This window comes from Streptomyces sp. SBT349, from assembly GCF_001083795.1.
GTDB lineage: Bacteria > Actinomycetota > Actinomycetes > Streptomycetales > Streptomycetaceae > Streptomyces.
Window position 1 is genome coordinate 1 of record NZ_LAVK01000539.1, and the last position, 3,344, is coordinate 3,344.

1 protein-coding gene is annotated in these 3,344 nt (G+C 68.5%); it reads right to left on the minus strand.

Annotation, left to right across the window (positions count from 1 at the left end; translation table 11 throughout):
- Positions 1-3,344: type I polyketide synthase (locus tag ADY01_RS34260; RefSeq protein ID WP_049580681.1), on the minus strand; the 3,344-nt coding region annotated here is incomplete at both ends.

Here is a 3,344-nt window from a genome sequence, read left to right on the forward strand (position 1 = left end):
ATGCTCCAACCCCGCCCGCCCCACCCCCCGCGACCACCCCACATCCACCAACGACACCCCAGCACCGGACCCCAAAAACTCCCGCAACCGCCCCGCCTGCTCGACCAGCGCTCCACCCGAACGCCCCGACACCACCAACGGCACCACACGACCCAGCGCTGGGTCGTCCGCCACCTCGACCGCACCGGCCCCCTGCTCCGGCGCCTGCTCCACGATCACGTGCGCGTTCGTTCCGCTGATTCCGAACGACGACACACCGGCGCGAAGCGGGTGCCCGTTCCGTTCCCAGGCGACCGGCTCGGTCAGCAGCTCGACCTCGCCCGTGGACCAGTCGATGTGCGGCGAGGGCTCCTCGGCATGCAGGGTCTTGGGCAGCAGGCCATGGCGCATCGCCATCACCATCTTGATCACACCCGCCACACCCGCAGCCGCCTGCGCATGCCCGATGTTCGACTTGATGGACCCCAGCCACAACGGCCCACCGTCCGCCCGATCCTGACCGTAGGTGGCCAGCAACGCCTGCGCCTCAATCGGATCACCCAACGAGGTGCCCGTCCCATGCGCCTCCACCGCATCCACATCACCCGGCGCGAGGCCAGCGTTCGCCAGCGCCTGCCGGATCACCCGCTGCTGCGACGGACCATTCGGCGCCGTCAAACCATTCGACGCACCATCCTGATTCACCGCCGATCCGCGCACCACCGCGAGCACCTCATGGCCGTTGCGCACCGCGTCCGACAGCCGCTCCACCAGCAGCACACCCACACCCTCGGAAGGCCCGAAGCCGTCCGCAGCAGCCGAGAACGGCTTGCACCGCCCATCCGCGGCCAGAGCACGCTGCCGGCTGAACCCGACGAAGACACCCGGGGTAGGCATCACCATGACGCCGCCCGCCAGCGCCATCGAACACTCACCACTCCGCAACGCCTGCACCGCCAGATGCAACGCCACCAGCGACGACGAACACGCCGTATCCACCGACATCGCCGGGCCCTCCAACCCCAGCGAATACGCCACCCGCCCGGACGCGACGCTGCCGGTCTTGCCGGTGATCGAATAACCTTCGACCCCTCTTGGCAGTTCCCTGATTCCGACGGCGTATCCCGAGCCGGATGTCCCCATGAATACGCCGGTTTGGGTGCCCTTCAGTGCGGCCGGATCGATTCCCGCCCGTTCCAGCGACTCCCACACCACCTCCAGCAGCAACCGCTGCTGCGGATCCATCGCCAACGCCTCACGCGGCGAAATCCCGAAGAACTCGGCGTCGAACCCCGCCACATCCGCAAGGAACCCACCCTGCCGCGTATAACTCCGCCCCTCCCGATCCGGATCCGGATCATAAAGACCCTCCAGATCCCACCCACGGTCCACCGGAAAACCAGAGATCGCATCCCCACCCGAATCGACCAACCGCCACAAATCCTCAGGAGACGCCACCCCACCCGGGAAACGACAGCCCATCCCCACGATCACCACCGGATCATCCGCCACATCCGACGCAACCGGCACCACCACACCCGCACCAACCGCGACGGCCTGGTCGCCCACCACCTCATCCCGCAAAAACCCCGCCAGCACCAACGGCGTCGGATAGTCGAACACCAGCGTCGCCGGCAACCGCAACCCCGTCACCGCACTCAGACGGTTCCGCAACTCCACCGCCGTCAGCGAATCAAACCCCGCATCCCGAAACGCACGACCCCCCTCAACCGACGCCGCACTCCCATGCCCCAACACCACCGCCGCATCCGAACGCACCAGGTCGAGGAGGGTGTCGAGTTGCTGCTCTTCGGTGAGGCCGGCCAGGCGGGAAGCCAACGAGGCGCCCTCGTCGTGCCCCCCGGCCAACGCCTGTCGACGGGAAACGCGGCCGGAAGCCGGCAGGAGACTCCGCAACGCTGGCGGCAACGCCCCAGCCTCGGCTTCCGCCACCAACCGCTTGGGATTGAGGTTGGCCGCGGCGATTACGGGCTGGTTGAGCTGGAAGCAAGCTTTGTCGAGGAGTTGGAGGGCGAGGGGGGCGGGCATGGGTTCGAAGCCGCGGCGTGCCAGGCGGGCGCGGTCGGCCGCGGCCATCCGCCCGGTCAACGCGCTGTCGTCCTCCCACAGACCCCACGCGATCGACACCGCCGGCAGCCCAGCGGCGTGGCGATGCGCCGCCAGCGCGTCGAGGAAGGTGTTGGCCGCCGCGTAGTTCGCCTGACCCGGGCTGCCCAGAATCCCGGCCGCGGAAGAATACAAGGCGAACATGGCCAGGTCCGGCATGTCCCGGGTGGCCAGGTGCAGATGCCAGGCGCCATCGACCTTGGCCCGCAGCACCCCCCGCACCCGCTCCGGCGTCAAATCCTCGACCAGACCATCGTCGAGCACCCCGGCGGTGTGAATCACCCCCGTCAGGGGATGTTCTGTTGGCACCGCCGCGAGCGCCTGCCCCACCCCGCCCGGCTCGGCGATGTCACAGGCCACCACCGCAACCCGCGCGCCAAGTTCCTCCAGTTCGGTTCGCAGCTCGTGCGCGCCCGGTGCGTTCTCCCCCCGGCGGGAGGCCAGCACGATGCTGCTGACGCCATGGGTTGCGACCATGTGCCGGGCGGCGATCGCGCCCAGCGTGCCGGTCCCGCCCGTGACCAGGACCGTGCCCGCCGGGTCGAGCCGCGGCGGCATCGTCAGAACGAGTTTGCCCACGTGCCGGGCCTGGCTCATGAACCGGAAAGCCTCCCGGGCCTCCCGCACATCCCACACCCGCACCGGCAACGGCTCAAGAACCCCCGCCTCCATCAACCGCACCACTTCACTCAACATCTGCTGAATGCGCTCAGGCCCCGCCTCCCGCAAATCGAATGCCTGGTAGGTCGTTCCTTCGTGTGCGGCGGCTATCTCCATGGCGTCGCGGATGTCGGTCTTGCCCATCTCGATGAACCGGCCACCACCAGCCAGACACTCCAAAGAGGCGTCGACGAACTCCCCGGCCAGGCTGTTGAGGACCACATCCACACCCCGACCCCCGGTCGCCTCCAAAAACACCCGCGCGAACCCCACATCCCGCGACGACGCGATCCGCTCCCGCGACACACCCGCAGCCCGGACCACCCCCCACTTCGCCTCACTCGCCGTCGCAAACACCTCCACACCCCAATACCGCGCCAACTGCATCGCCGCCAAACCCACCCCACCCGCAGCCGCATGCACCAACACCGACTCCCCAGCACGAAGCCCCGCCAGATCCGCCAACCCATACCAAGCCGTCAAAAACACCGTCGGCACCGACGCCGCCCGCTCAAACGACCACCCCTCCGGAACCCCCACCACCATCCGGTGATCCGTCACCACCACCGACCCAAACG